This window comes from Trichocoleus sp. FACHB-46 (genome assembly GCF_014695385.1).
Classification (GTDB): Bacteria; Cyanobacteriota; Cyanobacteriia; order FACHB-46; family FACHB-46; genus Trichocoleus.
Genome location: NZ_JACJOD010000032.1, coordinates 84,468 through 107,720, shown reverse-complemented (window position 1 = coordinate 107,720; position 23,253 = coordinate 84,468). Strand labels below are relative to the sequence as shown.

24 protein-coding genes are annotated in these 23,253 nt (G+C 49.0%); 11 read left to right on the top strand and 13 right to left on the bottom strand.

What is annotated here, in order from left to right:
* Positions 1-25 precede the first annotated feature (25 nt).
* Together H6F72_RS20650 and H6F72_RS20645 are read right to left on the bottom strand one after the other, a co-directional pair.
* A complete protein-coding gene (locus H6F72_RS20650; protein WP_190440134.1) occupies positions 26-1,006 on the bottom strand; it encodes a cation diffusion facilitator family transporter in 981 nt (326 codons plus the stop codon).
* Positions 1,007-1,069: 63 nt separating this feature from the next.
* Entirely contained in the window at positions 1,070-2,296 is a 1,227-nt protein-coding gene (locus H6F72_RS20645) for a patatin-like phospholipase family protein (protein WP_190440132.1), read from the bottom strand.
* 181 nt (positions 2,297-2,477) lie between these two features.
* Here H6F72_RS20645 and H6F72_RS20640 point away from each other — a divergent pair, with 181 nt between their 5' ends.
* The 3 genes from H6F72_RS20640 (at position 2,478) to H6F72_RS20630 (ending at position 4,780) form a co-directional block, all read left to right on the top strand.
* Positions 2,478-2,657 carry a hypothetical protein gene (locus H6F72_RS20640; protein WP_190440131.1) on the top strand — a complete coding sequence of 60 codons (180 nt, stop codon included), beginning with the start codon at positions 2,478-2,480 and terminating at the stop codon, positions 2,655-2,657.
* A 249-nt stretch (positions 2,658-2,906) separates the two neighbouring features.
* The gene (locus H6F72_RS20635; RefSeq protein ID WP_190440129.1) at positions 2,907-4,313 is read left to right on the top strand and encodes a sugar porter family MFS transporter; all 1,407 of its coding nucleotides are present in this window, start codon (positions 2,907-2,909) and stop codon (positions 4,311-4,313) included.
* 122 nt (positions 4,314-4,435) lie between these two features.
* Entirely contained in the window at positions 4,436-4,780 is a 345-nt protein-coding gene (locus tag H6F72_RS20630; protein WP_190440127.1) for a hypothetical protein, read from the top strand.
* A gap of 12 nt (positions 4,781-4,792) precedes the next feature.
* Here H6F72_RS20630 and H6F72_RS20625 read toward each other — a convergent pair whose 3' ends face one another.
* From H6F72_RS20625 to H6F72_RS20615, 3 genes are all read right to left on the bottom strand, one after another.
* Positions 4,793-5,143, bottom strand: a complete 351-nt coding sequence (locus tag H6F72_RS20625; protein WP_190440125.1) for a hypothetical protein — start codon at positions 5,141-5,143, stop codon at positions 4,793-4,795.
* Positions 5,144-5,220: 77 nt separating this feature from the next.
* Complete coding sequence (locus tag H6F72_RS20620; protein WP_190440123.1) at positions 5,221-6,045, bottom strand: zinc-dependent peptidase; 825 nt, start codon at positions 6,043-6,045, stop codon at positions 5,221-5,223.
* A gap of 42 nt (positions 6,046-6,087) precedes the next feature.
* Entirely contained in the window at positions 6,088-6,696 is a 609-nt protein-coding gene (locus tag H6F72_RS20615) for a DUF4126 family protein (RefSeq protein WP_190440120.1), read from the bottom strand.
* Positions 6,697-6,916: 220 nt separating this feature from the next.
* Between H6F72_RS20615 and H6F72_RS20610 the strand changes: the two genes are divergently transcribed.
* The 3 genes from H6F72_RS20610 (at position 6,917) to H6F72_RS20600 (ending at position 10,530) form a co-directional block, all read left to right on the top strand.
* The gene (locus H6F72_RS20610) at positions 6,917-8,338 is read left to right on the top strand and encodes a serine/threonine-protein kinase (RefSeq protein ID WP_190440117.1); all 1,422 of its coding nucleotides are present in this window, start codon (positions 6,917-6,919) and stop codon (positions 8,336-8,338) included.
* Positions 8,339-8,534: 196 nt separating this feature from the next.
* Positions 8,535-9,350, top strand: coding sequence for a phytanoyl-CoA dioxygenase family protein (locus tag H6F72_RS20605; protein ID WP_190440114.1), 816 nt, complete (start codon positions 8,535-8,537; stop codon positions 9,348-9,350).
* A 130-nt stretch (positions 9,351-9,480) separates the two neighbouring features.
* On the top strand, positions 9,481-10,530 hold the full coding sequence (locus H6F72_RS20600; RefSeq protein ID WP_190440112.1) for a glycoside hydrolase family 43 protein: 1,050 nt from the start codon (positions 9,481-9,483) through the stop codon (positions 10,528-10,530).
* 5 nt (positions 10,531-10,535) lie between these two features.
* Here the strand turns inward: H6F72_RS20600 and H6F72_RS20595 are convergent, their stop codons facing one another.
* Positions 10,536-10,964: a hypothetical protein gene (locus tag H6F72_RS20595; RefSeq protein ID WP_190440110.1), complete on the bottom strand. Its 429-nt coding sequence runs from the start codon at positions 10,962-10,964 to the stop codon at positions 10,536-10,538.
* 103 nt (positions 10,965-11,067) lie between these two features.
* Here H6F72_RS20595 and H6F72_RS20590 point away from each other — a divergent pair, with 103 nt between their 5' ends.
* A complete protein-coding gene (locus tag H6F72_RS20590; protein WP_190440108.1) occupies positions 11,068-13,263 on the top strand; it encodes an AAA family ATPase in 2,196 nt (731 codons plus the stop codon).
* Here the strand turns inward: H6F72_RS20590 and H6F72_RS20585 are convergent.
* The 6 genes from H6F72_RS20585 to H6F72_RS20560 all read right to left on the bottom strand — a co-directional run bounded on the left by H6F72_RS20585 (position 13,256) and on the right by H6F72_RS20560 (position 18,264).
* Positions 13,256-13,546, bottom strand: a complete 291-nt coding sequence (locus tag H6F72_RS20585) for a hypothetical protein (RefSeq protein ID WP_190440107.1) — start codon at positions 13,544-13,546, stop codon at positions 13,256-13,258. The genes H6F72_RS20590 and H6F72_RS20585 overlap by 8 nt on opposite strands.
* Before the next feature lie 122 nt (positions 13,547-13,668).
* Positions 13,669-14,415 carry a lycopene cyclase domain-containing protein gene (locus H6F72_RS20580; protein WP_190440106.1) on the bottom strand — a complete coding sequence of 249 codons (747 nt, stop codon included), beginning with the start codon at positions 14,413-14,415 and terminating at the stop codon, positions 13,669-13,671.
* Positions 14,416-14,602: 187 nt separating this feature from the next.
* Complete coding sequence (locus H6F72_RS20575) at positions 14,603-15,403, bottom strand: hypothetical protein (protein ID WP_190440105.1); 801 nt, start codon at positions 15,401-15,403, stop codon at positions 14,603-14,605.
* Positions 15,400-16,524 carry a DUF3419 family protein gene (locus H6F72_RS20570; RefSeq protein ID WP_190440104.1) on the bottom strand — a complete coding sequence of 375 codons (1,125 nt, stop codon included), beginning with the start codon at positions 16,522-16,524 and terminating at the stop codon, positions 15,400-15,402. The genes H6F72_RS20575 and H6F72_RS20570 overlap by 4 nt, the downstream gene beginning before the upstream one ends.
* A complete protein-coding gene (locus tag H6F72_RS20565; protein ID WP_190440102.1) occupies positions 16,499-17,248 on the bottom strand; it encodes an iron-containing redox enzyme family protein in 750 nt (249 codons plus the stop codon). Before H6F72_RS20565 ends, H6F72_RS20570 begins: the two co-directional genes overlap by 26 nt.
* On the bottom strand, positions 17,242-18,264 hold the full coding sequence (locus H6F72_RS20560) for a fatty acid desaturase (protein WP_190440099.1): 1,023 nt from the start codon (positions 18,262-18,264) through the stop codon (positions 17,242-17,244). The genes H6F72_RS20565 and H6F72_RS20560 overlap by 7 nt, the downstream gene beginning before the upstream one ends.
* A gap of 202 nt (positions 18,265-18,466) precedes the next feature.
* On the opposite strand from H6F72_RS20560, the gene H6F72_RS20555 reads away from it, so the two are divergent.
* The 3 genes from H6F72_RS20555 to H6F72_RS20545 all read left to right on the top strand — a co-directional run bounded on the left by H6F72_RS20555 (position 18,467) and on the right by H6F72_RS20545 (position 20,809).
* Complete coding sequence (locus tag H6F72_RS20555) at positions 18,467-19,108, top strand: hypothetical protein (RefSeq protein ID WP_242017049.1); 642 nt, start codon at positions 18,467-18,469, stop codon at positions 19,106-19,108.
* Positions 19,105-19,404, top strand: a complete 300-nt coding sequence (locus tag H6F72_RS20550) for a hypothetical protein (RefSeq protein WP_190440096.1) — start codon at positions 19,105-19,107, stop codon at positions 19,402-19,404. Before H6F72_RS20555 ends, H6F72_RS20550 begins: the two co-directional genes overlap by 4 nt.
* Before the next feature lie 334 nt (positions 19,405-19,738).
* The gene (locus H6F72_RS20545; RefSeq protein ID WP_190440093.1) at positions 19,739-20,809 is read left to right on the top strand and encodes an agmatinase family protein; all 1,071 of its coding nucleotides are present in this window, start codon (positions 19,739-19,741) and stop codon (positions 20,807-20,809) included.
* A 174-nt stretch (positions 20,810-20,983) separates the two neighbouring features.
* Here the strand turns inward: H6F72_RS20545 and H6F72_RS31195 are convergent, their stop codons facing one another.
* Positions 20,984-22,507, bottom strand: a complete 1,524-nt coding sequence (locus tag H6F72_RS31195; protein ID WP_199299216.1) for an AAA family ATPase — start codon at positions 22,505-22,507, stop codon at positions 20,984-20,986.
* Between the two features lie 251 nt (positions 22,508-22,758).
* On the opposite strand from H6F72_RS31195, the gene H6F72_RS20535 reads away from it, so the two are divergent.
* On the top strand, positions 22,759-23,250 hold the full coding sequence (locus tag H6F72_RS20535; protein WP_190440090.1) for a hypothetical protein: 492 nt from the start codon (positions 22,759-22,761) through the stop codon (positions 23,248-23,250).
* Positions 23,251-23,253: the final 3 nt, after the last annotated feature.

The following is a 23,253-nucleotide window of genomic DNA, read 5'->3' as shown; positions in this document are numbered from 1 at the left end:
CCTAGAGATCTATTACCTCTATAGGTTAAACCCTATGCTCTGGCTCCAAAGCACAAGCTTGGCAAGAGTTAACCGTCTCAATTTGCAGCGTCGTATGCTCAATGCCGAAAAAATCGTGCAATTCCTGAGCCATTTGAGCTAAGAACGCATCTCCAGGATGTCCTTGTGGCATCACTAAATGCGCCGTTAAAGCGGTCTCCGTCGTGCTCATGCCCCAAATATGTAAGTCATGAACTTGAGTCACCCCTACCCGCTCAGTTAAATAAGTCCACACCGCCTGCTCGTTAATCTGGGTGGGTACAGCATCCATGCTAAGGCTAAAAGCCTCCTTAAGTAATTGCCAAGTACTTGTAATGATGATTGCACTGACCACCAAACTAAAGGCAGGGTCTAACCAAAACCATTGAGTCAGCAGAATTGCTAACCCCGCCAACACCACACCCAAAGACACGATCGCGTCCGCCACCATATGTAGAAATGCTGCTCGAATATTGAGGTCATGCTTACGACCTGCTAAAAATAGAGCCGCTGTAGCACCATTAATCACAATTCCTAAGGCCGCTACCCCGATCATGGTGCTGCCTGCAACTTCCGGGAGCGGCGCTGAGCGAACCAAGCGGGCGATCGCCTCCCAAGCAATGCCACCTGTCACGACGAGTAAGAAAATTGCATTAAAGAACGCCGCTAAAACCGAAGAGCGCCGCCAACCATAGGTATACCGTCGCGAGGGTTTCCGCTGAGCTAAGAGACTTGCTCCCCAAGCCAAAGCTAAACCCAACACATCGCTTAAGTTGTGCCCCGCATCGGCAAGTAGAGAGACAGAATGGGCTAAAACTCCAAACACAGCCTCCGTTAGCACGAAGCCCAGATTTAAGCTGAGGCCAATGACAAAGGCGCGGTTATAGTTAGCCAGGCGATGATGATGGCCATGAGAGTGGTGATGACCGTGATGCCCCTGCTGCTGCTGATGGTCGCGATCGCGATGGCGGGAAGTATGCTCAGACATAGCACCATGATAAACATTCAGACTCTAGGAACCCACCCTAAACAGGACCCAGTTCGTAGGCGATTAGGATAACCAATTGGTTTTAAGGAAATGAGTCAGTCGTCCTTGCACTTGGCTCAGGCATGCTTCCGCGTCCCGTCGTAGATTTGCCAAATTCTCTGGGCTAGCATTATCAATGCCTTCCTTTGAGTAATTCAGTTTGGGCTGAATTCTCAAGTAGTGGTCGTCAGCGGTAATTTGCTGGGAGACGTAGGCATGAATGCCGGAAGGGGCATCCATCGTCACACCAATAATGCGGGCGTTCCAAGCCCAACGCAGTATCCCCCACTGTCTCGCTTCCACCCAAGGAATTGAGCCTTCAGGCTGCCCAGTGCCAATAGAGAGTACCTGAATATCTTGTGGCGCATGACCTAATCTTAGAGCTTCCGCGATCGCACAGGCAGTCGGATTATTGGCTCCCACTCCACCATCAATGGTAGAAAACTCACCGATCAGACGGTACGTAGAAGTAGCATCGGGCACCACAGACCAAGGCTGCGCCATAGTTGCCGTCTGGGTGGCAGCAGCATAGCGCTCGATTGAAGCTCTTTGCCCTTTTCCTGGCCCTGCCAAGATTTCAATTTGCATCTTGTAATAATCATCTGCATCTTGCCAGGGAGTCGCTGCTAAGGTAAGCGTCTGAGGAGTGGCACCTTTAGCAGTTCCGTCTGCCCGTACTAGGAGACGATGGGCAGGAAAGTAGGAGGGGGCGGAAGCAGAGCAAGCACAGATCTCCCATAAGGGCACGTTGGCATACCACTTGTCATGCCGCCAACTCTTGAACACCAGTGGCATGCGCCGAATTGTGTCGTAGGTCGTGACCAATAATTTTTGAGATTCGCCATTAGATTTCTGGGAAGAGCTGATTTGGCAGAATTTGCGATCGCCTAATTCTGTTTGCAGCACTTTCAGTAAGCCTGCATCAGAAAACTTGGGCACAGAGAGAGAAGGGGGGAAACTGGTCAAACCATATTGCGCGATTAATTTTAACCGCTGCGGCATCAAATAGCCCCACCAATCCCCATAGGGAAAGATAGTTTTGCCGCGCTCTTGATAAAGATTGATTAACCTCTCACTGCTAAAGCCTAAAGTTACACCAGCGGCCAAGAGTGAGCCTGTGGAAGTTCCAGCGATTAAATCAAAATGCTGGCTCAGAGGGCCGCCTAACTGCTGCTCCACTACTTGCAGAATGCGTGCTGCAATAACTCCCCGAATCCCGCCTCCATCTAAGCTGAGAATCCGAAATGTCATAAAAATTTCCCTTAAAAATCCTAAAATCTAATGGCAGAGTACTACCTGCCTAGCCTGTCAGAGTCCGGAAAGTGAGCCTTTAACTTTAGATTCACTCGCCGATCTCCGAAAGAACTTTAACTTACAATCAGGCAATATTTTGCAGTTCTGCTGTTTAGCGGGCTAAACCTATGATTCGGGTATGGCTCCAGCGTCTACTATTTGTCACCATGTCGGCTGCAACCCTAGCCTAGATGTCCACTCCATAACTGAGCGATCGCAACCGTTGCAGTATGAACTACAAAAAATGGGCAACTACTATGTCTTTGGCTACGGTAGCCCAGGCAATCATTTCTACGACTTCAAACTTCGAGTAAACTAGCTAAACCATATGTGTATCAACTGCTACTACGTCTTCGGAGGGGCAAATCTCCTTTCAACGGGGGATGTTCGAAAAAGAACATGTTCGCTAAGGCAGATGAGCAGCGAGTAGAAAGCAGGATAAGGTCAAGATCCAACAAAGAATATTAGAGCTAAGAGCGCAACGATCCTGTCAGAGGCTGGCTCCTGTTTTCTGTTGGCTAACTTTGTGGCTGACCGACTTAACGAAAATTATTTAACAAGTATAGTCATGCTTTCAACAAAACAACCTACTGCTCAGAACAATCGCTCCTATATTCTGCTGATCTGTGGAGCGGCGGCGCTGGGTGGCTTTTTATTCGGGTTCGATACTGCGGTCATCAATGGTGCGGTTGCGGCTTTGCAAGCTCACTTTCAAGCAAATAGTGTGTTGATCGGCTTAGCAGTTTCTTTGGCACTGTTAGGTTCTGCGATCGGAGCTTTCTTTGCAGGCCAAATCTCGGATCGCTTTGGTCGAGTCCGAGTCATGATCATTGCTTCAATATTATTCACAATTAGCGCGATCGGCTCTGGCTTACCATTCGGCATTTGGGATTTTATTTTTTGGCGAGTTTTAGGCGGTGTAGCTGTTGGCGCTGCCAGTGTGATTGCCCCAGCCTATATTGCTGAAGTCTCCCCGGCACATTTACGAGGGAGAATGGGCTCTTTGCAGCAGTTGGCAATTGTGGTCGGAATCTTTCTGGCTTTGCTTTCTGACTACTTTATTGCTGTTTCTGCGGGTTCTGCGACTGCCCCTTTCTGGTTTGGCATTGCTGCTTGGCGATGGATGTTTTGGACAGAAATTCCTCCCGCTATTCTGTATGGTGTGGCGGCATTAAGAATTCCAGAGTCTCCCCGTTACTTAGTGGCGCAGGGGCGAGAATCCGAAGCGGCGGCTGTCTTTGCCAAGGTAGATAGAACCATTGATGTAAGAACCAAAATTCAGGAAATTCGCGATACAGTGCTTCGCGATCGCACTGCGAAATTCTCTGATCTTTTGAGTCGTAGAGGTGGTTTAATTCCGATTGTTTGGTTGGGGATGGGATTGTCTATTTTCCAGCAGTTCGTGGGGATTAATGTCATCTTCTACTACAGCAGTGTCCTGTGGCGCTCGGTTGGGTTTAACGAGGCGAGTTCGCTCTGGATTACCGTGATCACTTCAGTCACCAACATCGTCACCACTCTAGTTGCGATCGCCTTTGTGGATAAATTTGGCCGCAAACCCCTATTGGTTTTGGGGTCCATTGGCATGACACTGACGCTAGGCGCAATGGCAACTGTCTTTAGCAATGCGGCGGTAGATCCAGCGGGCAATCCAGTACTGGCAGGCTCTCAGGGCATTATCGCGTTATTGGCCGCTAACCTATATGTGTTTTGCTTCGGCTTCTCTTGGGGGCCTGTGGTGTGGGTGCTACTGGGCGAAATGTTTAACAACCAGATTCGTGCGGTTGCCTTGGCAGCTTGTGCAACGATTCAGTGGGTAGCCAACTTTCTTGTTTCAACTACATTCCCACCCTTGCTAGAATCCTTTGGCTTGGGGACTGCGTACGCTCTCTATGCTACAGCAGCAGCCATGTCTTTCTTCTTTGTGCTCTTCCTAGTCAAAGAAACTAAAGGCATAGAACTAGAAGATATGTAATCACGCAGATACTACTCAAAGGAGCAGGCAAACGCAAAGAGATTTGAAATAATAGAAGTAGGGAACCATATGAATCGGCCCTGTCTACAACTTCAAACTTTTTCGATGCCTGAGGCCAACTGATGCAACGTTTAATTGCTGGCGTATTAGTAGTTTTGGGGTTAGAGCTATCCAGTGCTGCAGCGGTTCAGGCTCAGGCTGCCATTGATAGATTGGGAACTTTTAACTTTCCCAATACCAGAGACAGTCAACCTAACTACCCCAATAGTGCCCGAGTTTATTCTAATGGTGCCATCCGTTCTCCACGGGGCCAAGTGGCCTCTCCTGCCGCAACCATTAGACACAGTGACGGGTCTACGAGTTTCTATTATCGTGATGGAACTCAGATTAGGGTAGACAAAAAGGCGATCAGCCCCGTTGGCACTCCTTTGAGGTCAAGTGTGATCAATGAAGGAATGAGGAGATAGAGGGCGATCGCTCTATGTCTCAGGTGGCGCGTTCTGAAAGCATCCGATCGAATTGCGATTGCACCTAGAGGGCGGATCAGAGAGCCCAAAGCGATCGAGCAGGATAGCCACCCCAACTGCTAGAACCGCTCCAATGGACAGACCAACGGCAAGCAAGATCAGGTAAAGGCGCTTAAAACTTTGTTGAGTAGCGCGGAGCCGTTCTTGCTTCGCCTGTTCCGCTTCTGGTTCTACTAATGGGAGAGTTTCTGGTTCTACTAATGGAGGAGTAGGCGGAATAGGTGTTGGTGGTGGCATTTTCTGGCCTGAGCCATTATTGCCATTGAGATGAGAATCGGACGGGTCGAAGGGATGCTGGTTCATACCCCTGTCTTGCGTACTCCCTGATGTGGCATTGTCGATCACTAGCCTCAGTCTAAACCCTTTCAGCGATGCCATAATTAAACCCATTTCACCGGATCGAGTTGATAGTAGTGTTGTAACTGCTCGTAAAGGGTAGGATGCTTTTTCAACAATTGCTGGGGTTTTTCAAAAAAGGTTTCAGTTGCTACGGCAAAAAACTCAGCGGCATTCAGAGTGCCATAGCTATCCATCACCGTTTTGGCTCCTCGTTGCACATTCTGGCAGAGTTGTTGATACTCCTGCGTCATCACCTTTGCCCAGACTGCATAATCTAGATTTTTGGGCAAAAACGGTACTCCCTCGGCGTTGCCATCCTCTTGATCTAGCTGGTGAGCAAACTCATGCAGCACTACATTATGTCCGTCTCGCCAATTACTCGCGTCCCGCTGCACCTGCTCCCAAGACAACACCACTTGGTCACGGCTCCACGACTCCCCTAGCCGCGCGGCTCGTCTTTCCTCCACCACATAGTTACCCTCGATCGCAGTTTCATTCACAAAGTAAGTGCCGGGATACACCAGAATCGATCGCAACTTGAGAAAATAGGTCCCTCGCTCATTCAACAACAGCAAACAGGCCATTGCTGCGATCGCCACCTTCATCTCCTCTGTGACTTGCAACCCCCCACAGCCAATAAACTGCTTCTCTTTCAGAAAGACTTGGATATGTCCCTGTAACCGTCTCCTTTCACTTGCAAAAAGACGAGGATAAATAGGGAGATAATTCTCTACTACGGCATCCCAAAGCGGCGGAAATGGGCGTTGCTTGAGGCGATCGCGTCGTTGCTTGACTAAGAGCGGACTGGCAAAAATCCCAACCACAACGAGGCCGATCGCCAGAAGAAGAATAACTGCTGCAACCATGTACTGTCGCGATCGCTTTCTCTGCTGCGAAAGTCCTCCAAGTTAAGACAAATTTTCTGGGGTGCTTTGCGGCGTTCTGAAACGAGAGAAAAATCGCCACAGTTTCGCGATCGCCAATCCCAGAAATGTGATCACCACAATAATGGCAACAACTGGCAAAGTGATCGCTAAGATCGAGAGCGCGATCGCTATTACTAATTCCACTGTCGCTACGATTGGATTCGCTAAACCACCAGAAGTTGCAGTTGAGGTAGCTCGTAACAGATTCGTCAGGCTTTTGGTGATGCCTGCCGCTCCTCCTCCCGCTACCAGCGCTAAGGTCCATTGCGCTACTGGGTTTAGATCTGGAGCCAGTGAAGCTGTGACGATTGTACCTGCCAAGATTGCCGCTGGGGTTGCCACTACATCTAAAAGATGGTCAAACCAGGGGATGTAGTAGCCACCCACTTCTAGAGTTGAGGCGATCGCAAACACAGCTAAAGCCTGGGGACTTTCAATCCAGTCAAAGTCAGTGGGTAGGTTGGCATGACCCAGCACAGCCGCAGCACTGAGCGTCAGGAGGGGCACAAAGACTCGGAAGCCAGAAGCCGCACTCAAACTCACGCCTAATAAGATCTCGATTAAAGTGTTGAAATTCAAGAGCTGATCCACACGCTCCTCCCCTATTGCTGCATCTAGCCCCTAAATTTAGGATAACGTTTGCCCCATATCCCTAGCCTGAGTCTAAGGGTGGTTATCAGAACTATCTAGCTTTTAGGAAAGTGAATGTGAGCTTGTGTATCTATAAAGTCGGTAGAATCAGACCTCGTTTTAGAGATTCTTCCCGCTACTTGGGGATAACTACAGCCAAGGAGATGCTCACCTAACTTCTATGCTAGAACCTGAACAAGTTCTCCACATTCGCCAAGGAACGCCAACTGAAGCGCACTACCGACTGAAACAAAAACTGGGGCAAACGGCTGGACGGCAAACTTGGCTGGCAGAAGATTTAGCAGCGCAGCCTCCAGAACTAGTAGTGATCAAGCTCTTGGCATTTGGCGACCAAGTGCAGTGGGATGACCTAAAGTTGTTTGAGCGCGAAGCTCAGGTGTTGCGGCAACTCAAGCACTCGCAAATTCCCAAGTACCGCGATTATTTTTCCATTGACGATCGCCTGCTTTGGTTCGGCTTGGTGCAAGACCATATTTCTGGCGCTTCCTTGAAGCAACTAATCGCTGGAGGTCAACATTTCAGCGAGCGGCAAGTGCGGCAGATGGCGGCGAATCTGCTGCATTTATTGATTTATCTTCACGAACTCAGCCCTCCGGTATTACACCGTGACATCAAGCCCAGCAATTTGATTTTGGGCAAAGATAATTACATCTACCTAATTGATTTTGGTGCGGTTCAAGATAAAGCTGCGGCTGAAGGTAGCACGTTTACAGTTGTGGGAACTTACGGGTATGCCCCGATGGAGCAGTTTGGGGGCCGAGCCGTTGCTGCTTCTGACCTGTACGCGCTGGGAGCAACCCTAATTCACCTCCTCACAGGGGTATCCCCAGCAGAGTTACCTCAGAAAGATCTGCAAATTCAGTTTGCCGATCGCGTCAGCTTAGACCCTGACTTTGTCTGGTGGGTGGCTAAACTGGTACAGCCTGACGTAGCGAAACGGTTTCAAACGGCCCGACAAGCGCTAGGAGCTTTGCGATCGCTAGAAGCCAGTAAAGCCTCACCGCTCTCGATTTCCTCCCAACAGCCTGACCCATCTCGTGAGCGATCGCCAGCACTTCAAAGAGAGCGAGCAATAGTCCCACACTTCGACACCAGAATTCAGTTGCACCAAACTGCTGATGAGCTGCTGATTCAAGTCCCTGGGGCGAACCCTTGGAATTTACTCTACTTAATTCCGGTTGCCATTGGGCTAGCGATCTTCGGTCAGATATGGGCACCTGTGATGGCTAGTATGAGCTGGCAGTTTGGCAATACTCTCTTTTTCTTCTTACCAATCGTGCTGCTAATTGCTGCTTCGACCTATTGGGATTTTCTACCAACTTATGTGCAATTTACTCCAGAGAAATTTGCAATTTACAAATCTCCCTTTGGCTTCTCCTTGACAATGATTCAAGGCTCAAATGCAGAAATTCACAATATTTTTCATACCCTGAGAGCCTTCCGGGCGGGCAAGCAAACTTATGAAAAAAGGGTGGTCACGATCCAGACCTACAGTAGCGAAAGTTTCTTTGCTAAAGGATTTAGTTGGGACGAATGCAACTGGCTGGTGAAGGTGATTAAAGAATGGTTACGGATGACTTAATCCAGCTGACTCTTCACAATTTGTTAATTATCTTGTTTAGCATTTTGCTGTTATCCTACCTCTTCCTCAGGGCAGAATAGAAGTGTAAAGCTCGACACATTTTACTCTCGATAAAAACATCACGCGATCGCCCATCCCGCTTACTGTCGAGAGCCCCCCTCAACTCCCACATTCTGCCCGAAGGAAGGACAGCAAAATGGTTCAAAGTCTCAATACCACTGGTGTTAGCAAATTCACAGCAGGGGATTTAGATCGATTTGCCGAAGTGCTTAATCGAGATGGAATTTGTGTCATTCCCGAACTCTTCGATCGCGAGTTGGTCCAAGAGTGGGCAGCAGCATTTGATGCACTCTTTCGAGAGCGTCAGCAGCGGCCCGGTGGGTTAGCCCCTCGTGAGAAAAACCGTTATTATTTGACTCTGCCTTGGGTGCAACCCTTCGCAAATACGAAAGTATTTGCCAACCCCACGATTTTGGGTGTGCTCGATCGGGTCTTTTTTCAGGAATACCGCTTGGTGCAACTAGGAGCCGATACGCCCTTCCAAGACTCTGAATACCAAGAACTGCACCGGGATTTCCGTCCTCTCTTTACTGATCAGATTGTCACGCCACTCTATGCTCTAGCGGTTAACTTTCCCCTAGTCGAAGTGACGGAAGACAACGGCCCCTTCCAAATGGCTCGTGGCACCCACGTCATGCCCCGTGAAGAAGCATTGGTGAAGATTAGAGCAGGTGAGATTCCCGTTGAGTCTTTCCCCATGCAACTGGGTGATGTGATTATCCGATCGCCTTTGGCAATCCACCGGGGTTCACCCAACATCACTGCTCAACCCCGACCAATGGTAGTGATGGGTTATGTGATGCACTGGTTGCATACCCCTGTAATGGATTTGACGGTTCAGAAAGATTATTACGAGAGCCTACCGCAGCACCTCCAGGAAATGTTGCGCTGCAATGTGGTAGAGCAGCTACCAGAGAATAAGACCGAAACTTACATCAATTTTAAGTACTAAACCTTAATCCCAGAAGCTTACTCCAGATAGAGGATGATTGAACGCCGATCGCTAACGATCAAAGTTCCATCCTCTATTTTTTTGCTGCTTCATTTCCTGGTGATGAGGATGGATTGCAGTGCAAGGAGTGATGATGACTCAATCTGAAGCGAGATCTGGATTAGGCCCCCAAGCAAACGCAGAAAACACAACTTACACTAACCCCATTTATCCTCATTATTTTGCCGATCCATTTGTTTGGCAGCATCAAGGTATTTACTACGCGATCGGCACAGGGCCAGCAGAAGCCGCCGGAGAAGTAGAGGAAGCTGGGCAGAGACGAGTTTTTCCGCTATTGCGCTCTGACAACCTGATCAATTGGGAATTTGTGCAAAATGCCTTGGTACGGCCTGACCCCAGTTTGGGAAATAACTTCTGGGCACCGGAGGTCGCTTACTGCGACGGCACCTTCTATCTCTATTACTCGGCGGGGCATGAAGATAAAAACCACCAGTTACGAGTTGCTACCAGCCAAGATCCGCTAGGCGCATATCAAGATGTGGGCGAACCGTTGTTAGATCCGCAGTCCTGCCCGTTCGCGATCGACCCCCACGCCTTCCGTGATGACGATGGTCAATGGTACTTATTCTATGCCCAAGACTTTTTAGACACTAACGAAACTACTCGTGCTGGCACTGCCCTAATGGTCGATCGCTTGGAAAGCATGACCAAACTAGCAGGTGAAGGCAAAGTCGTCTTGCGGGCCAGATCCGATTGGCAAAGATTTCTCACCGATCGCCCCATGTATGGCGGCATCTACGATTGGCATACTCTAGAAGGCCCTTGTGTCCGGAAGTATGGCGATCGCTACTATTGCTTCTACAGTGGCGGGCGCTGGGAAACGGATAGCTACGGGGTGGATTATGGCGTGGCGGATCACGTGATGGGGCCATACTCAGATGTAGGCAATGAAGCAGGCCCAAGAGTTTTGCGATCGCATCCCGGTTACGTTCTCGGTCCGGGTCATAACTCAATCACGGTCGGTCCAGATAGCGAAACTGATTACATCGTTTACCACGCTTGGGATACAGGCATGCAAGCCCGCCGTATGTGCATTGACCCTATCAATTGGACAACCGAGGGGCCACGCTGTCCTGGCCCGACTTGGACACCACAAAGTATTGCTATTAGCTCCAAGTAGCTCAGTTAGATCGAAGGCTGGGGGTTGCGTTCCGCATACAGGTAGTCGCAGTAAAGTGCCCAGGCTGCACCGGATAGAGCGGCTAGAGATCCAGCGATCGCGGCAGTCGCTCCCCAACCTAGAGGGCCGAGCCAATTGATAAATTCTTTCAAAATTGCGGTGCTACCTTTCGCCACAATGTACGCAACGCCAGTTGCAGCCACGGTCACTAGTCCCACCTGGGTCAGCATTTCCATCAAATTGCTGTGGGACAAATCCTCTTCAAAGTAAATCTTCCAAATTCTGGTGTACATCAGCACGTCGGAAGTACTGAGCAGCACTTGTTTTGGCAGTTCTCCGCCGAAAGTCGGCACCGCCACTGCTGCACCGCTGCCCACGGCGTAACCCGCGATCGCCAGGGCTACATCCAACCGCTTTTTCTCTAGGTTGCTCACGCTGTTCTCTCCTTAGGGTTGTCTTAGAAGACCACTAGTAATTTTGGCAGTTCTGCGAGCTATCCTAGCTTGAGACCCTAATTCCTCCCCACCCAGACTTGCCTTGAACCCGATAGCTGCCCCTCTTGCCGATCGCCTGCGCCCCCGCACTTTAGATGAATTTGTCGGGCAGGAGCATATTGTTGGCCCCGGACGACTGCTGCGCCGTGCCATTCAAGCTGACCAGCTCGCGTCTGTGATTTTTGCGGGGCCACCAGGTACAGGCAAAACGACGCTGGCACGGGTGATCGCCAACAGCACTCAGGGGCACTTCATTTCGATTAATGCGGTGTTGGCAGGGGTGAAAGAAATCCGCGCAGCGGTGGAAACGGCTCAAGAACGGCGCGATCGCCACAATCAACGAACCATTTTGTTTGTGGATGAAGTGCATCGCTTCAATAAGTCGCAACAAGATGCACTGTTGCCTTGGGTAGAGAATGGCACCGTGATTCTGATTGGAGCCACGACCGAAAATCCTTACTTTGAAGTCAACAAAGCCCTCGTTAGCCGTTCTCGAATTTTTCAGCTCAAGTCGCTCACCGCGGCTGATTTAGTTGGAGTTGTGTACCAAGCGCTGACGGATGCCGAACGAGGCTATGGCGATCGCGCGATTCAGCTTGATCCAGAAGCGCTAGATCATCTCGTTAATGTGGCGAACGGAGATGCTCGCAGTCTCCTCAATGCGTTGGAACTTGCGGTTGAAACCACAACTCCTACTCCTACGGGCACAATTCACATTGATCTCGCAGTTGCCGAAGAGTCGATTCAGCAGCGAGCGGTTTTGTATGACAAAGAGGGAGACGCCCACTTTGATATCATCAGCGCCTTCATCAAAAGTCTGCGGGGCAGTGATCCAGATGCAGCCTTGTATTGGCTGGCTCGCATGGTCTACGCCGGGGAGGATCCGCGATTTATCTTTCGCCGCATGTTGATTTTAGCGAGTGAAGATGTGGGACTCGCAGATCCGGAGGCTGTCGCCAGAGTCAATGCCTGTGCCGCCACATTCGATCGCGTGGGCATGCCCGAAGGTCGCTACCCGTTAGCTCAGGCGGCTCTGTATTTGGCAACCGCCCCAAAATCTAACAGTGTGATGGGCTTTTTTGATGCCTTAGCTGCCGTGGAGCGAGAACGCGAAGCGGATGTGCCCTCCCATCTCAAGGATGCCAATCGAGATAAACACAGCTTTGGACATGGAGCTAACTACCTTTATCCTCATGCCTACCGCGATCATTGGGTGGCACAGCAATATCTACCAACGGCGCTGCAAGGCCAAGTATTCTACCAACCTTCGGAGCAAGGATTTGAAGCAGGCATTCGTACCCAAGTCGAGCGTCGTCGGGAAGCCCAACTGGCTGCGATCGCCGAAGGCTTAGATGTAACGGCTCCAGAAATTCTCACCTACAGCCCCACTAATAAAGCTCAAGAACGTTGGCTACAACGCACGCTATCTCAAACTGGAGAACGCTTAGCACAGGTCCGCGATCGCCTGTTTGAAATGGCTCAACCCCAGCGGCACCACACAATCCTAGAACTCAATGGTGGCAACGGTTTACTCACTTGGGAAGCACTGCGCCGAGTCCCAGAAGGTGGTGTCTACGTACAGGTGCCAACCTCAACAGACGTAGAACGCTTACAAGCTCAAGCAGAAGCTTTGCCAGAGTTGCTACGACCGACAATTCTGCAAGGCCCTGTGCAACAACTACCCGCTTTATTAACGGCTCAGGCACCCGAGATTAGGTTCGATCATATTGTGGGCCGCAACGTCTTAATGGTAGCAGTAAATAGACCTGGCCTAATTCGCATCTGCGTATCTCTCTTACAATCTGGAGGCAAAATCACACTAGCGGAAACAATGCCACGCCATAGCCAACGATTGTATCGATTGCTAGACCCGGCTCACGTTGAGCCTGATCTGTATCAACGATTAGTGACTGCTGAAGAAGCCATCTACGCAGACACAAGCGATCCTAAGATGAGTTGGGACCACACAGACCTGAAGCTTGACTTTGAGCAAGCAGGATGTAGAGCTCAAATCGAGACAATTCAAACGATCGCGGAAATGTATATCTCTGCCACTTTAATCGAGCGATGGTTTGCGATCGCAGCTCATCCGCCTACCTATGCCAATCACCTCAGCCATTACCTGTCAGAATTAGAGATAAATTGGGTCGGCAAGCTGTTTCAGCGCTACTTACAAGAGAAAACTATATCCTGGGTAAGCACAATTGCGTTTGTGCAGGCAGAGAAATCGCTTACTTGAAAGGCCTTTGGCGATCTAAACCGTTGTACATCATGGTCATCATGGGATCGGCCTCAGAGCGAGAGTTGGACTGATAGCGCTCTGCTTTAATGAATTTTTGGCTCAACATGAGACCCAGGAGCAAAGCCACCAACTGCAATTGCCAGGGTGCCAGAATAAGACCAAAAAGGACGCCTGTAATGGCTGCAACCGCTGATAAAATAGCGATCTCATCGCAGGATCGTTCGTAGATGAAAAATGCAGTAATTGCAATTCCCAAAGGAGCTAAGAACAACCAAGACATAGTCAATACGTTGTAAACACTGCTAGTTAAGGTGACTTAACTATTGAATCAAGTTAGCATAATATTTGTTAATCTCTCTCCGTACAACGAAATAAGTTTCAAGGTAGAAGCGGTCTAGAAACTCAAAACTCGCTCTCAGTCTGGAGGAAGGGCTTGTCGGCTTTACTAAACACTAAGAGCAACAATAACCCTTGTACTACTAAAAAATTTGTTACCAGGAAAAATGTCGCTTCCTCAATAGGTAGCCCAAATAAATGCAACCTAGTGGTATACACCTCTGATATGCTCCAAATGCCTTGGCCAATGGCAATGCGATCGGCTATCCAGAGGTACAAAGTGGGGACTAAAGTGGCGGTGAGCCAAAGACGTTTGCGAACCCAAAGCTGTGCTCCGCCCACCAACCATTGCAAGGCTAGGATCGGGCTAGCCCACACCAAAATCAGCCCCAGATAAACGCCAAAATCGCGTTGTAGTAACCAACCACCCGCGAGACCTAAACCTGCCCAGATAATCGCTCCTCCTATATTGGCTGCGGGAGAAGATTTGAGTTCGCTGGGTTCCTCGGTATGAGCTAACAACCGATATAGCCATAACCCGGTCAGAATCGGCTGTAGCACAAAAAATAAATACTCTTCGATGGGGACATAACCAACGGTACCCATTACGCGATCGCGGCCATAGTGCCACACATCGCGCCAAATTAGATAATTGTCCCAAGGTGTCGTGTAGATAAACGCTACAGCAGCAATCAAGAGCAGAGAGAGCGCAGCTTTACGACCTCCCACGCCTGCTAGGGGTTGCGGTTGCTGCAAGGCGAGCAACAAAATGGGCGGCAAGATAAAAATCAGGTGAAACAGTGAGTAAGTCATTTTTATGAAGTTATTTTTAAGGATTAGTCAAGCTCATAATAATTTTCAGCCAGGGGTATCAACAATAAATTCCAGCGGTAGAGCGGTCGTTCTATTAACGAATGCATTACCGAGTTTATTGCTGAGTTCCGGTCCTACATTAAGCGTGAAATGTTCTAGCAGCATCCTTCCAGAGGCTTGAATCGAATTAAATATCACTAGTTAAAATAAATCGCCAGTCGCTTTGCATCCCATGACTCACAACACTAGCGGTTGCACTAGGATATACTTCGAGCCTTGACAGTTCTGTGGCTAGAGCATCCTCTGTAGGAGCACAAAACATATGAGTGTATCCAGGTTGGGGAACTGCGATCGCCCCTACTTTGCCTTCTCCCCACTGCACATGGAGTAGAGGCAATATTTGGCCTGTGCTCTGCAAGCGGAGATCTTTAACTCCTTGGAGGGAGAGATAAGTAATAGGTCCACGATGCTTATTTAGTATCGGCTCTAGCTTCTGCATAGTCATGGCATCACAGCTATAGATACCAAGTGTCGTTGCCCGACAAAAAGCAATTTGATCAAATCGCTCTAGAACGCGAACCCAGCGACTGGCACTGCCATCTTCGGTATTCATGGAGATGGTGTATCCTGTAACACAAGTTGGCAACCCATCCGCGATCGCATGGCTAAGAATCCGCATCGAGAGCTGCTGTCTCTGGTAAAGGGGATGAACCTTCAAATCACACAGATACCAAGCTGGCTGCAAAGCTTCTGCCCGCCGAGTTTTTACCTGTCGTAAAACTCCTGCCCCCACAGCCGCTACGCGATCGCCATCCAGCGCCACATAGTAATTGACAGATCCTAAGCGGTCAAAAAAGGCGAAGTAATCCGATCCGTGGTCCAGTTGAAAAAAGTCATTTCCCAAAGGGTAGCTAGCTATCTGCTCAATAGCAGCAATACCAGATTGCCACAGTGGACGCTCCTCTAAGCTCAGGCGATGAAATTTCATAGTCGCACTCCTGCAACCACCTCTCGGTAAAAATAGGAGCGATCGCTAGCCAGTAATTCAGCGCTGAGCTGCCGATCAACTGCAACATGCTCAGCCATCATTGCCGCCAAATCATGATCACCGTTCAGACGCCTGCCCAGCAATATCCCTCCTGGTCGCAAATTTGTCGCTGCTGTAGATAGCATTTTGTGTAGATTAGGAATCGGCATCCAATCAGAAATATTGGAGAATTGAATCAAATCGTAAGCATCTTGCTGAATCAGCCTTAATAAGACTTCTGTAAAAGGCCCCAGATGCAGTGCCAACCGTGAAGTGCCTAACTGACGAATTGATTCTTGCACCGCAGCTTGGAGATAAGGCGGCACACCGTCGGAGCCAAGCGCATAGCGATCGCGCCATACCTGCGTCAAGAAGTAGTTCTGATTAGGGGCAAATCGTTGCAAAGCTTGAGCAAACACATTCGCAAAGTGCTCGCTAAAACTCCGATCCATAGAATAGCTCACCGCTGCGGGGCCAAAAGTCTGCATTAGTTTGTCTCGCTCGAATACAGCTGCAAACACAGCTGACCAGTGGGGATGAGCCATTGCCGCTTGGGGGTTATGAAGTGGGTCTATTCCCAGTTCAGCAAAGCGAGTTGCTAGCTCCCTAAAAAGTTGCTCAAACTTGCCAATTCGATTCACTCCAAAAGCGATCTGGTCCGGACGAGCATCCCAAAAGAGACGTGTTGCTTCAGGGAGGTGAGTCTGTAAGCGTTGGTATAGTTGGAGGCGATCGCTTGCTGCTGCCTCTAGTTCAGATATCCCTGCGGCATCAAAAAACTCAAGAGAATCGGATGCTGCTCCTAACAACTGTAATTGCTCTGGTAGAGAGAGATGTAATAAAGCTGTCAGTTTGAGTGTAACTAAATGCAGTTGAGCAGGGTTAAGATCGACCGCATCAATCTGCGCGATCGCGGGATGGGCTAACAAACTCAGCGCTGTACAGCCTCCAGAAGCAACCAACAAGATCCGTAATGGCCGTTCCTGCTGTTTCGCCAATCGCTCCACCAGTTGCCATTCAGTCAAAGGATCTTCTCGGACTTGGGAGAAAGCAATTTCAGAGGGAGGGCAGCAAATCGGCATATAGGCTCCAAAAATAATGTGCCCCTAATAGCAAGGCTTGAGCTAGAGACAGACGAGATCGAGCGTCTTGCCAACCAGGGCTCGCTAATTGCAATAAGTCATGAGCATGTTCAGTATCTAGCTTTTCATGTACGGCATAGTGCGATTGGCTACCTGGCGCAACCCATGCTCGCTGGGTCAGGGTTCGAGCGATCGCGGCACTAATGCCCACATACAGATATTCGATCATCCCTAGCATCGCTGCTCCTACCTCCGCAGGTTGGGTAAGACAGTAGTTCAGGATAGCCTGATTGAAAGCTAAAACAGAGGTAGGGCAGGGCTTTGTCAATCCAGTGCTGGTAGCCCCCAATGCCTGGAGATACTGCTGGAATGTGTATTTGTGAGACCGCCAGCGATCGCCATGCCCATGTTCTTCAGCTACATTCTCTGCGATCGCCAATCGCATTTCTAAACTGGGAATCCTAGCCAGGACGGCTGCTAGCGCCTGAGAGAAGGACTCTACAGCAAATCGGAACGGCAATTGGCTGTTGCAGAAAGCCTCTCGACTAGTCGCGGGGGCTACCATCCAGCAGAAATAGGGATGACGTTGGAAATCATATGCGGCTGCAACCTGGGCAACAGCAGCATCTAACGTGGTGAACTGGATCAGATCTTCGCAAACCAATATGGGTGCAGATGGTATTAGGGAAGACAGCGTTGACAGTTTGGTCGGTAGCTCTAGCATGACTGCTTTTCTCCTTGCGTTACCAGCGCGACGCTACCCACAGAAGTCCGACGAATACTAGCAACCACAAACTCGCGAACAAAAGCAAAGTATGAAGGGAGATAAGGTGCATCGCGAGATTCTAGTTCTGCGTGCAGCTCTTGGTGGAGTTGAGGAAGATGATACCAAGGGACAGCGGGATACAGATGATGTTCCAGGTGATAGTTTTCATTGCACATAAAGAAGCGAGTGACAGGATTGGTTAGAAGCGTTCTCGTGCCTCGGATTAAGTCAGTTTCATGTTCTAGTAAGGTGTGTTGGCTCATGCCTCGAATATTGACCATCCCATTGATCAATAACATGGGTATGAGCCAGCCATGTACCAGGAGCGATCGCGGGATAGGAGAAAGTACCACACCTGCAATCAGCAGTCCGAGCAATAGAACTTCTAACCCAATCCACAGGCGATCGCGACGATTTCCCTGCCAAAACCCCAACAGAGGAATTGCGACAATATAAACGGAATAACCCACTAATAAACGTCCCCAGTGCATCAAGAAGACTAACCAACTCCAATGGGTATAGTTTTTATAGTGGTCAGGATCACCCTGATCACCCAGATGCTTGTGATGTTTGAGATGCAATATCTTATAAGCGGCATAATTCTGCAAGACTGGCATCGCACAAACCATACTTAGCCCACGATTCCAATGGGGATGAGGAGACAGGACACTATGCACTCCTTCATGAGTAAACAAACTGATGCCATGCAGAGCAGCAGCAGCCAAAATATAGAGTGGCACACAGGCCCAGAGGCACCAAAAGCTACCCCAGTGAGTCGCCAAAACCCAAGCCGCAGCCGCAGCAAAGCTATAGAGGCCCATAAAGACCCATAAACGGCTATGGTGTGTTGTTTCTAGAACATGCAGCGATCGCAGCAGATCGAGAGCAATTTTAGGACGGTCGCGATCGCTCAACGGACTCTCTACCGTCAGTTCTGTAAAAGTTAATTTAGGTACTAATGACTCGACGGTCATAGAAAAGTCACATAAAGGGGTGGATTAATTTCTACTATGGCTGTCTTGAGAAGTTTTCTCTCACTTGCATGTGTAGGTTCATAGACTGAACAGCGGACAGAGGCGATCGCAGTCTCAACCTAGAACCATCAACTTCAGGGTTCTCTGCCAGCAGCAGGTTTGTCGTAAGATAGTCATTGGTGTATGTGAAACCAAAAGCCGCTTGAACAGCAACTCGACCATTCTTCAGCAAGCTGCCTTGGCAGTGCTTGAGCGCTCTCGTCAGCGTCCCACTCCTGAGCAGGTGGTTCAGGCACTGTTAGCTGTAGAAAAAGCGAACAAGCAGCAAAAAATTCGTTACTCCTTGAACGATATTACGGGTGACTGGCGGCTTTGCTTCATCACAGGTACTCGCAAAACTCGGCAGCGGGCTGGAGTCGTGCTAGGAGCAGGTCGCTACGTACCATCTTTGATCACGATCTCTCTAGCTTATGCCGCATCCCCTTTAGCTGCATCTCCTTCAACTGCGACAGATAACGCGTCCTACAGTGCATCTTTTGAGACAGGTAACGTCACCAACCGAGTTCAACTGGGTCAGCTTCAAATGGCACTGTCAGGCCCAACTAAGCTGTTGAGCAAAAACAACATCTTGGCGTTTGACTTCACAAGAATCACTTTGCAACTGTCTGAATTCTCCCTATATCAGGGTACAGTCCGCGGTGGAGAAACCAGTGAAGCTAAGTTTTATTCGGCGAGTGTGGGGGTGGAGAAGCAAGCTTTTTTCAACTACTTCTTAGTGCAAGAAGATATCATTGCAGCCAGAGGTCGAGGTGGGGGACTGGCTCTGTGGGGACGACAAGCATGAAGTCCTTTTTCATTACTTTTCTGTTGCTACTCGTGTTGTCACTCTTCCCTGTTTCACCAGTAGAGGCAAAATCGTTTTGTCGTTTGCTTAGCGATCGCACCATCTGTATCCTTAGCATCAAACGCAGCGCCAAGAATTACTGGGAATACAGAGCTGCTGTGAGTGTTGATGGAGTGGCTAGACCCACTGAAGTATATAACTGCCGCGATCGCCTGCGAGTTCGTCAAGATGGAAAAGTAGTGCCATTTGAGCCGGAAGGGGTAGGAGAAGTAATCTGTAATCTCATGCAACGATGAGAATGGAATTAGCGACATGAGGCGTGTAGGAGCACAATCAATGAACGACCAATTTTTGCTATCTGCCAATCACTGGCAAGATTGGGCGACAGTACTAGGTTACTTAGCTTTTACTCTCTTCATCGTCTGGCGTGTGCTTAGTCCTCGGTAGCCAGCGATCGCTTTCATGCGTTTTGCTCAGCAGGTACGGGATTCCCATCCCTTCTACGCTAATCCACCCTGTTTCTCAACTTAAAGGAAATATAAACTGGGAGAGCATTCAGTTTAGTGAAGCGATTCTCGTCTCTGTCCTATCACTCAAGTTACTAACCCACGTTGCTCCAGGAACTTCCTTATGCCTACCAGAGAAGACATCTTACAGAACTTTAATCCCAATGATATTGGCCTCGACAACGGTAACTTGTTGGGTCTCCCTTTCAACTACGAATCTGCCCAAACCATCGTATTCGGTGTGCCCTGGGAAGTGACGGTCTCGTATGGTGCGGGTACAGCCGCAGGCCCTCAGCGCGTCCTAGAAGCTTCTCGCCAACTAGATATCTACGATTTCGATCATCCAGAGGGTTGGCAGCAGGGCATCTTTATGGCTCCAATTCCAGAACATATTCAGCAGAAAAATGAGAGTCTACGGCAGGATGCCACTCGCATCATTGCCCACATGGAACAAGGAAGGCAGATTGAAGCTGATCCAGACTTGGCAGACCTACTGCAAACCGTGAATCAGGAATGTGAAGCGGTAAACCAATGGCTCTTTGAGCAAGCTAAAGCAGCAATGGCGCAAGGAAAGCAGGTCGCAGTGATTGGCGGCGATCACAGCGTTCCCTTGGGCTGCATTCAGGCCTTGGCTGAGCGTTATTCAGAGTTTGGCATCCTCCACATTGATGCTCATGCTGATTTGCGCCAAGCCTATGAAGGGTTTCAGTACTCCCATGCCTCCATTATGTTTAATGCCCTAAAAGTGCCTCAAGTCTCAAAGCTGGTTCAAGTAGGGATTCGTGACTTCTGCCATGATGAAGTTAGTTTAATTCAGCAGTCAGGCGGGCGAGTCTCCACCTACTACGACCCTCTACTGAAGCAAAAGCTTTATGCAGGCGTGCCTTGGCTAGAACTCTGCAAGCAAATGGTGGCCGAGCTGCCCCAACATGTTTACATTAGCTTTGATGCTGATGGCTTAGACCCCAAACTTTGTCCTCATACCGGAACTCCAGTGCCCGGTGGTCTGGAATTGGAACAGGCATTTTGCTTGTTCCGTGAAGTGGTCAATAGCGGTCGGAAAATTATTGGTTTTGATGTGTGTGAAGTGGGGGATGACGAATGGGATGGCAATGTTGGCGCTAGAGCTGTTTATAAGCTTTGTAACTTGATGGCCTTATCACGATCTGCTTTAGCTACCTCAGTGTGGGCTTAATGCTAGTTGGTCAAGAAAATTAACCGATTGAGCATACTAAGGCAAGCTTTGATTTTGCCACCTATTTTGAACAGGGGGTACGGGGTTGCCTTTTCAGACAGGATAAACCCCGACAACCTGTTCAAGTATTAAAAAGGATTGTTGTAGCAAAGAACATATAATCCAAAGTCCCACTCAGCGAGAGGGTACAGTGAGGTTTTGCCAGTCAACCTTGCCAGCATGGACTTTGACCGTCTCAATAGGGATATCCTCGGGAAGTAATGTTGTGAGAACCTCATCATTTAGGGATGTCAGCACAGCCAATCGATTCGCTTGTTGCTCGATGCTCTTCTCAAACAGATTACGCGCGACTCTAGCATTGCCAAACGTTGAGTTTCGGTTCGCATAAAGCTCTGCAAACATCGTTTGTAGTTTATCTTGCGTGGAAGGAGTCAAGTGAAAATGACTTTTGCCACACATCTTTTCAAAGATGGCAAGCAGTTCCTCCGGTTTGTAGTGGTTGAAATAAAAATAGCGATTGAAACGAGATTTCAAGCCAGGATTGGATTCAATAAAAGTGGTCATCTCATCGGTGTAGCCTGCCACAATAATCACTAGGCGATCGCGGTAGTCTTCCATGCGTTTCAGTAAAATATCGATCGCTTCCTGACCAAAGTCACGTCCTGCTTCTTTAGGCACTAGGGCATAAGCTTCATCAATAAATAGAACGCCATCTAACGCCGAGTTAATTAATTCATCTACTTTCTGAGCCGTTTGACCGACATAACCCGCAACTAAACCTGTGCGATCGGTTTCTATCAAATGTCCTTTTTTCAGAAATCCTAGACCGTGATAAATCCGCCCCATCAATCGCGCCACGGTAGTTTTGCCCGTTCCCGGTGGCCCACAAAACACGGCATGGAGTGACACTGAAGTTTGAGCTAAACCCCGCTCAGCTCGGACTTTCTGAATTTTGAGAAAGTTGGTCAGGGTTTTCACTTCTTCTTTAATATTTTCCATCCCAGTCAAATCATTGAGTTCAGCTAGTGCTTGCTCTAAAATCTCTTCTGGCTGCTCTGGGGCGGGAGTTGCAGCAGCTTGTGGCGCTACTCCAGAGTTTGTACCAGGATTTGATGTGGGACTTGGTGTGGTGGGAGCAATCTGAGAGACAGCTTGTAATCCTGCTTGATAACTCTCTAGTTTCTGATAGGAATGCAGCAGTTGCCAAATCAGAGACAAAGATTCCAAATCTTGTAAATCCACCGTGTCGTCTGCTTTGATGATGACTTGGGCAAACTTGTAGATGGCATTGATCACATCTCCTAGATAATTGGTGCCCTTTTCCTCATCCAGTTGATTCAAAATTGAGGGTAATATCAACTGCTCAGGTTTTTGGTCTTTGGTGAAATCTAAAAGAAGCTGCAACGTGATTTTTTGATACTGCAACTGCACTTCCGAGGAAGCTTCCCAAAGATTAACAGCAGCATTGAGTTTCTCTGCATCTTGCTTAACCAGAGCATAAACCACTAGATAGGCCATTAGTTCAGCAGAGCTTAACTTCCCAGTGCTACGGCCACAGAGCTGCACAATTTTGGCTAAATCGATCAAGATTGCATCCGCAAATCTAGCATCTACGCTTAGCAGTGGCGAGAGAGACTTATAGAGCAGATTAGCCTCTTTTCGCAGCAGTCGGAAATTCACAAAGTGTTTGAAATCCACAAAAGGCTCCTCTATGGCGATCGCGGGGCAGCTAGCAACGCTTCATGCTGCTGAATTTTAATCTGTTTGGCTTTGGGTGTCAGCTTCACTAGGAACGAATATCGCTCAGTTTTGAATTCGCTCACCATTAAATCTCACCCGGTTGGATGATCTATTTGGGTCGTGACGCCACCTAACAATCTTGCCTATTCTAGATGCATCAATTAATCATTCAACCTAACTCAGCGAATATTCATCCTTAGGAGGCACTTATGCTACATCATCTTTCTGTTTCCGTTAAAAACCCTCAGCACGTTGCCAGCGTCTTAGCAGAAGTTCTCCAGGGTCGGATGATGCCATTCCCTCCTAACCCTGGCAGCTACATTGTTTTCGCCGCTGATGAATTCGGGACTGGAATTGAGCTGTATCCTTTGGGCAGTGAACTAATTCCCGATGCTTGGGAAGGGCAGGCAGGCTTCCAACTCAACGAACAGCAGTCTTCTCAATACACGCCTGTCCATGCTGCTTTTTCTGTATCCCTCAGCTTAGAAGAGATCGAACGCATTGGTGAGCGGGAAGGCTGGCGGGTGCTTCCAGCCAACCGAGATGGCTTATTTGACGTAGTTGAGTTTTGGGTAGAAAACCGCTTGATGCTGGAATTCTTCACACCTGCGATGGCCCAAAAGTATATGGATGTCTTTAGCCCAGCAGGCATCGAACAGGCTGCCCAGCAATTTGTCACGACCGCAGAAGCCCGTCGATAATAA

Excerpts from the sequence above, each read along its gene's own strand:
- H6F72_RS20650 (WP_190440134.1), bottom strand. The coding sequence starts at position 1,006 with ATGTCTGAGCATACTTCCCGCCATCGCGATCGCGACCATCAGCAGCAG.
- H6F72_RS20645 (WP_190440132.1), bottom strand. The coding sequence starts at position 2,296 with ATGACATTTCGGATTCTCAGCTTAGATGGAGGCGGGATTCGGGGAGTT.
- H6F72_RS20640 (WP_190440131.1), top strand. The coding sequence starts at position 2,478 with ATGGCTCCAGCGTCTACTATTTGTCACCATGTCGGCTGCAACCCTAGC.
- H6F72_RS20635 (WP_190440129.1), top strand. The coding sequence starts at position 2,907 with ATGCTTTCAACAAAACAACCTACTGCTCAGAACAATCGCTCCTATATT.
- H6F72_RS20630 (WP_190440127.1), top strand. The coding sequence starts at position 4,436 with ATGCAACGTTTAATTGCTGGCGTATTAGTAGTTTTGGGGTTAGAGCTA.
- H6F72_RS20625 (WP_190440125.1), bottom strand. The coding sequence starts at position 5,143 with ATGAACCAGCATCCCTTCGACCCGTCCGATTCTCATCTCAATGGCAAT.
- H6F72_RS20620 (WP_190440123.1), bottom strand. The coding sequence starts at position 6,045 with ATGGTTGCAGCAGTTATTCTTCTTCTGGCGATCGGCCTCGTTGTGGTT.
- H6F72_RS20610 (WP_190440117.1), top strand. The coding sequence starts at position 6,917 with ATGCTAGAACCTGAACAAGTTCTCCACATTCGCCAAGGAACGCCAACT.
- H6F72_RS20605 (WP_190440114.1), top strand. The coding sequence starts at position 8,535 with ATGGTTCAAAGTCTCAATACCACTGGTGTTAGCAAATTCACAGCAGGG.
- H6F72_RS20600 (WP_190440112.1), top strand. The coding sequence starts at position 9,481 with ATGATGACTCAATCTGAAGCGAGATCTGGATTAGGCCCCCAAGCAAAC.
- H6F72_RS20585 (WP_190440107.1), bottom strand. The coding sequence starts at position 13,546 with ATGTCTTGGTTGTTCTTAGCTCCTTTGGGAATTGCAATTACTGCATTT.
- H6F72_RS20580 (WP_190440106.1), bottom strand. The coding sequence starts at position 14,415 with ATGACTTACTCACTGTTTCACCTGATTTTTATCTTGCCGCCCATTTTG.
- H6F72_RS20575 (WP_190440105.1), bottom strand. The coding sequence starts at position 15,403 with ATGAAATTTCATCGCCTGAGCTTAGAGGAGCGTCCACTGTGGCAATCT.
- H6F72_RS20570 (WP_190440104.1), bottom strand. The coding sequence starts at position 16,524 with ATGCCGATTTGCTGCCCTCCCTCTGAAATTGCTTTCTCCCAAGTCCGA.
- H6F72_RS20565 (WP_190440102.1), bottom strand. The coding sequence starts at position 17,248 with ATGCTAGAGCTACCGACCAAACTGTCAACGCTGTCTTCCCTAATACCA.
- H6F72_RS20560 (WP_190440099.1), bottom strand. The coding sequence starts at position 18,264 with ATGACCGTCGAGTCATTAGTACCTAAATTAACTTTTACAGAACTGACG.
- H6F72_RS20550 (WP_190440096.1), top strand. The coding sequence starts at position 19,105 with ATGAAGTCCTTTTTCATTACTTTTCTGTTGCTACTCGTGTTGTCACTC.
- H6F72_RS20545 (WP_190440093.1), top strand. The coding sequence starts at position 19,739 with ATGCCTACCAGAGAAGACATCTTACAGAACTTTAATCCCAATGATATT.
- H6F72_RS20535 (WP_190440090.1), top strand. The coding sequence starts at position 22,759 with ATGCTACATCATCTTTCTGTTTCCGTTAAAAACCCTCAGCACGTTGCC.